Origin of the sequence: Micromonospora sp. KC721, assembly GCF_004348355.1 — a bacterium.
GTDB lineage: Bacteria > Actinomycetota > Actinomycetes > Mycobacteriales > Micromonosporaceae > Micromonospora.
On sequence record NZ_SMJY01000282.1, the window covers coordinates 1 to 5,824 of the forward strand.

Here is a 5,824-nt window from a genome sequence, read left to right on the forward strand (position 1 = left end):
GGGGAGGGGTCGGTGTCAGTGGGCGTGTTTGCGACGGGCGGCGGTACGGGCGCGCTGCGTCTGGTCGAGGACGACCTTGCGGATGCGCACGGCGGCCGGGGTGACCTCGACGCACTCGTCCTCGCGGCAGAACTCCAGCGCCTGCTCCAGCGACAGCTTGCGCGGCGGGATCAGCTTCTCGGTCTCGTCGGAGGTCGACGCCCGCATGTTGGTGAGCTTCTTCTCCTTGGTGATGTTGACGTCCATGTCGTCGGAGCGGGAGTTCTCCCCGACGATCATGCCCTCGTACACCTCGGTGGTCGGCTCGACGAAGAGTTGCCCGCGCTCCTGCAGGTTGATCATGGCGAAGGAGGTGACCGCGCCCGCCCGGTCGGCGACCAGCGAGCCGTTCTGCCGGGTCCGCAGCTCGCCGAACCACGGCTCGTACGACTCGAACACGTGGTGCAGGATGCCGGTGCCCCGGGTGTCGGTGAGGAACTCGGTGCGGAAGCCGATCAGGCCGCGCGCCGGCACGAGCCACTCCATCCGGATCCAGCCGGTGCCGTGGTTGACCAACTGCTCCATCCGGCCCTTGCGGGTCGCGAGGAGCTGGGTGATCGCGCCCAGGTACTCCTCCGGGGCGTCGATGGTCAGCCGCTCCACCGGCTCGCAGGTCCTGCCGTCGATCTCCCGGGTGACGACCTGCGGCTTGCCGACGGTGAGCTCGAACGACTCGCGGCGCATCTGCTCGACCAGGATGGCCAGCGCCAGCTCGCCGCGGCCCTGCACCTCCCAGGCGTCCGGCCGCTCGGTGGGCAGGACCCGCAGTGACACGTTGCCGACCAGCTCCTTGTCGAGCCGGTCCTTCACCATCCGGGCGGTGACCTTGGCGCCCTTGACCCGGCCGACCAGCGGCGAGGTGTTGGTGCCGATGGTCATCGAGATGGCCGGCTCGTCGACGGTGATCAGCGGCAGCGGTACCGGGTTCTCCGCGTCGGCGAGGGTCTCACCGATCATGATCTCCGGGATGCCGGCGACGGCGATGATGTCGCCCGGCCCGGCGGAATCGGCGGGCTTGCGCTCCAGGCCCTCGGTCATCAGCAACTCGGAGATGCGGACCCGCTGCGTGTTGCCGTCGGTGCGGCACCAGGCCACCGTCTGGCCCTTGGCGATGGTGCCCTGGCGGACCCGGCACAGCGCGAGCCGGCCGAGGAACGGCGAGGCGTCGAGGTTGGTGACGTGTGCCTGCAGCGGCGCGTTCTCGTCGTACGCGGGCGGCGGGATGGTGTCCAGCAGGGTGCGGAACAGCGGTTCCAGGTTGTGGCTGTCGTCCGGCACCGCGCCGTCGGCGGGCTGGGTCAGCGAGGCGATGCCGTCGCGGGCGCAGGCGTAGACGATCGGGAAGTCGATCTGCTCCTCATCGGCGTCCAGGTCGAGGAAAAGTTCGTAGGTGTCGTCCACGACCTCCTTGATCCGGGCGTCCGGCCGGTCCACCTTGTTGATCACGAGGATGATCGGCAGCCGGGCGCGCAGCGCCTTGCGGAGCACGAAACGGGTCTGCGGCAGGGGGCCCTCGCTGGCGTCGACCAGCAGCACCACCCCGTCGACCATGGTCAGGCCCCGCTCGACCTCGCCGCCGAAGTCGGCGTGCCCCGGGGTGTCGATGATGTTGATGGTGACCGGCTCGGAACCGTCGGCCGGCATGTACCGCACGCCGGTGTTCTTGGCCAGGATGGTGATGCCCTTTTCCCGCTCGAGGTCCATCGAGTCCATGACGCGCTCGGTTACCTCGCCACGGGCGCCGTAGGCGCCGGCCTGCCGCAACATGGCGTCGACCAGGGTCGTCTTGCCGTGGTCGACGTGGGCGATGATGGCGACGTTGCGGAGGTCGGTGCGAAGCTGCATACCCTCCATACTCCTGTCTGCGGTTGCCGGGGCGCGTGCCGGGGTCATTCCCCCGGGACCGCCCGGATCTCTGCCGAAGCTGCTGTTCCGACCGTTTCTGCGGCAGACATGCTGGCCCCTGGTGGTGCCGGGGGCCGGAGGCACGGGCTGCCGACGCGCCGCAGGGCCGGCCGACCCGGGTGCTCCACCAGGTCGCCGTGACGGGCGTCACGGGCGACGTCGTGGTGATCGTCGGTCGGCTGGTACCGGGAGCGGCACCCTGCTGCTGGTCGGCTTCCTAGCGTACGCGGACTCGGCCCGGCTCGTCCGGGCGCTGTGGGTGATCCCGGCGGTCGTGACCCGCGACACACCGCGTCATCCGCGCCGAGTGGGCCGGTGCGGGCGTACGCCGGGCGTGGCCACGGGGCCATGGATCGCCCTCACGGCCGGACGATGGAACGCCGTGAGGCCCTTTTCCTCACCCTTCGCAGTGGGCGGGAGGGTGCCTGCTTCTCCATTCGGCCGCCTCAGGTGCTGCTCCCAGCGGCCTCTCAGGTTCGAGCCATCTGAAGATAGCCCCTTTGACCTGGGAATTTACCTGTCTCAACGGATAGCGTGCGGATAAGCCCGACGATGTGCACTCCAACGGTCGGGCCGCCTCCGGACCGAAACCCCGCTACGCGCAGTTACTGCCTGCCCGGCCGGTGACCCTGACTTTGACAGCAGCCGGCGTCGCGGGGGCGGCTGCGGAAGGGGGACTCCATGACCATTGCCCCGGCCAACCTGCTGGCCGTCCGCCGGCTCCTGCTGAACACGTTGAACGTCGACCCGGGCAGGACCCGCGACGAGGACCTGGAACCCGCCGAGGTCGGCATCGTCGGCGATCCGGCGCACCGGGGCGGCTACCACTGCGGCTCGGACCGGGTGGTCGCCGGCGACTACTCGGTCGTCGAGTCGCCGCGGGACTCCGCCGGCCTGGCCCTGTACGCCTCGGCCCTGGACGTCGGCCAGTTCCGGGTGCAGTCCGGTGGCCGCACCCACAACCTGCAGACCTTCTCCACCTGGTGCGTCGCCCAGTGCGTGGCGAACACCCCGGACAGCCGCGACATCCGCGAGATCATCTACTCCCCTGACGGGAGGGTGGTCCGCCGGTGGGACCGGCTCGGCAAGCGCGCCACCGGCGACAGCTCGCACCTGTGGCACACCCACTTCAGTTTCTTCCGCGACTCGACCAAGGCGAACCGGGACCAGACCCCGCTGTTCCGCCGCTACCTGACCACCATCGGACTGCTGGAGGACAACGACATGACCCTTGAAGAGCACGCCTGGCTGGACGCCGTCCACAAGGCCCTGACCGCGTTGGACGGTCGCAACTCGATCGGCCAGATCTACACCCGGATGGCGTTGGGCGAGGACCACACGAACCCGTCGTACGTGAGCCCCCACCCGACGCTGCGGTCGTTGGCCGCCCAGCTCACCGCGCTGCAGAGCGCGTTGGCCACGCTGTCGACCAAGGACTTCACCGACGAGCCGGCCATCATCCAGGGCGTACTCGCCGGCCTCAAGCCGGAGAGCATCGCGGCGGCGATCCCGCCGACCATGGCCAAACAGGTCGCCGACGAACTGGCCCGGCGCCTGGTGGCGTGACCGCACGGTTACGGCCGGACCCGACCGGCCGTAACCGGACACGCGCAGTGGCGGCGACCGGACCGGCCGCCGCCACCGGCACGGACTACAGCGGACGGACGTTGTCCGCCTGCGGACCCTTCTGACCCTGGGTCACGTCGAACTCGACCTTCTGCGCCTCGTGCAGCTCCCGGTAACCGCTGCTGGCGATCGCCGAGTAGTGGACGAAGACGTCGGGCCCCCCGCCGTCCTGCTCGATGAAGCCGAAGCCCTTTTCCGAGTTGAACCACTTGACCGTGCCGGTTGCCATGCATCTCTCCCTGTTCACATCGGGTGACCCCCCGCCGCGGCGGACGATCCCCCTGTTCCACCCCGACAGTAACCGGCCGATCCCCATTTTGGCGGCTGAAGTGCCGCAAGGCTGTCAGGAGAAAACGTCGCGCGTCGCGGCGGAAACGGAGCGACGGGCAGCCGGGTCGGGCATGCTCGACCGGTGAACGGACAGAGCACGGCGGCGCTGGCCGTCCTGAAGCGGGAAATCGAGGCTCCGGGCGACGGGTTGGACCGCCTCCGGCTGGCCCCCACCCCGTTCGTGCCCGAAGTGTCCCTGCACCTGGCCGAGGATGCGATCGTCTGGTGGGCCCGGATGGAGGCGGCGGCCGGGCGTGCCCTGCCGCCGCCCTACTGGGCGTCGGTCTGGCCGGGCGGGCAGGCGCTCGCCCGGCACCTGCTCGACCATCCCGAACTGGCCTCGGGACGCCGCGTGCTCGACCTGGGTGCCGGCTCCGGCCTGGTGGCCATCGCCGCCGCGCTGGCCGGCGCCGCCCGGGTCGTCGCCAACGACATCGACCCGTACGCGGTCGCGGCGGTGACCGTCAACGCCCGCGCCAACGGGGTGGCGGTGGCGGTGACCGGGGGCGATCTGCTCGACGGTGACGCCGCCGGCGTCGACCTGCTGCTGGCCGGGGACGCCCTCTACGACGGCGCACTCGCCGGGCGGATGTTGCCGTTCCTGCACCGGGTCGCCGCCTCCGGCGTGGAGGTGCTGGTCGGTGATCCCGACCGGGGGCACCTGCCGGCCGCCGGGCTGGAGGTGGTGGCAAGCTACCCGGTGCCCACCACCGAACCCTCCGTCGACTCGCCGGTCCGCCGGGTCCAGGTGTTGCGGCCCCGCTGACCGGCGAGAGACCGCAGACCGGCAGCTACCAGCCGCGGGCGCGCCACTGGGGCAGTGACGGCCGTTCCGCACCGAGGGTGCTGTCCTTGCCGTGCCCCGGGTAGAACCAGGTCTCGTCCGGCAGCCGGTCGAACAGTCTGTGCTCCACGTCGTCGACGAGCTGGGCGAAGCGCTGCGGGTCCCGGTCGGTGTTGCCGACCCCGCCGGGAAAGAGCGAATCCCCGGTGAACAGGTGCGGGGTGCCGGCCGGGTCGCGGTACAGCAGGGCGATCGATCCGGGGGTGTGGCCCCGGAGGTGGATGACCTCCAGCGCCTGCTCGCCCACCCGCACCAGGTCGCCGTCGGCGAGCGGCTGCGCGGTGATGGGCAGCCCTTCGGCGTCGTCGACGTGCACCAGGGCGCGGGCGCCGGTCTTGGCGACGACCTCCTCCAGCGCCACCCAGTGGTCCATGTGCCGGTGGGTGGTGACCACCGTGGCCAGGCCCGCGTCGCCGACGAGGTCCAGCAGGCGGGGGGCCTCGTTCGCCGCGTCGATCAGCGCCTGCTCGCCGGTGGCGCGGCAGCGCAGCAGGTAGGCGTTGTTGTCCATCGGGCCGACCGACACCTTGGTGACGGTGAGCCCGGTCAGCTCGCGCACGGCGGGCGGGCCGCCGGCGGTGACGCTCCCGGTGTAGCTCATGACGATGGCTATACCCATTCCGGTGGGGTCGGCAGCGGACCGTCCGGCGTGACGGCCAGCGTGTCGCCGCGGCTGCGGCCGATCAGCCAGGCGGCCAGCTCGGCGGGGGGCCCGGTGACCACGGGTGCGCCCTCCGGCTCGCCGATCACCAGGGCATGCCGGGTGCCGTCGAAGCGCAGCACCATCGCCGGGGTGTCCGCGCGGCCGGTCAGATTGCTCACCACCTCGTGCAACAGGTGCTGGGCGAATGCCGGCGGCCAGTCCGCCGGCCGGTAGCCGACGGCGAGGTCCACGTGGTGAACCTCGACCTCGCGCAGCCGTCCCCAGACCAGCATGGCGGCCGGCCACGGGCCACGGTGCGTCTCGACCGTCGCCGACCAGGCCCCGACGGGCATGGCGGCGACCGCCTCGGTGAAGCGCTCCGCCGAGCGGCGCAGGTCGTCCAGCTGGGCAGCCGGGGGGCGGGCGGAGCCGGCGGC

Annotated in this window: 6 protein-coding genes; 2 read left to right on the forward strand and 4 right to left on the reverse strand. The window is 71.4% G+C overall.

Annotated features, from left to right (window positions below):
• Positions 1-15 precede the first annotated feature (15 nt).
• Positions 16-1,884: a translational GTPase TypA gene (typA, locus tag E1182_RS28670; RefSeq protein WP_132270857.1), complete on the reverse strand. Its 1,869-nt coding sequence runs from the start codon at positions 1,882-1,884 to the stop codon at positions 16-18.
• 741 nt (positions 1,885-2,625) lie between these two features.
• Between typA and E1182_RS28675 the strand changes: the two genes are divergently transcribed.
• Complete coding sequence (locus E1182_RS28675; RefSeq protein ID WP_132270858.1) at positions 2,626-3,510, forward strand: hypothetical protein; 885 nt, start codon at positions 2,626-2,628, stop codon at positions 3,508-3,510.
• Positions 3,511-3,595: 85 nt separating this feature from the next.
• Here the strand turns inward: E1182_RS28675 and E1182_RS28680 are convergent, their stop codons facing one another.
• Positions 3,596-3,799, reverse strand: a complete 204-nt coding sequence (locus E1182_RS28680; protein WP_132270859.1) for a cold-shock protein — start codon at positions 3,797-3,799, stop codon at positions 3,596-3,598.
• Between the two features lie 183 nt (positions 3,800-3,982).
• Here E1182_RS28680 and E1182_RS28685 point away from each other — a divergent pair, with 183 nt between their 5' ends.
• The gene (locus E1182_RS28685) at positions 3,983-4,666 is read left to right on the forward strand and encodes a methyltransferase (protein ID WP_132270860.1); all 684 of its coding nucleotides are present in this window, start codon (positions 3,983-3,985) and stop codon (positions 4,664-4,666) included.
• 25 nt (positions 4,667-4,691) lie between these two features.
• Here E1182_RS28685 and E1182_RS28690 read toward each other — a convergent pair whose 3' ends face one another.
• Together E1182_RS28690 and E1182_RS28695 are read right to left on the reverse strand one after the other, a co-directional pair.
• Positions 4,692-5,345 (reverse strand): MBL fold metallo-hydrolase, encoded by a 654-nt coding sequence (locus E1182_RS28690; RefSeq protein ID WP_132270861.1) that lies wholly within the window; start codon positions 5,343-5,345, stop codon positions 4,692-4,694.
• 8 nt (positions 5,346-5,353) lie between these two features.
• Positions 5,354-5,824 (reverse strand): maleylpyruvate isomerase family mycothiol-dependent enzyme (locus tag E1182_RS28695; protein WP_132270862.1); only part of this gene is annotated, 471 nt, incomplete at its 5' end.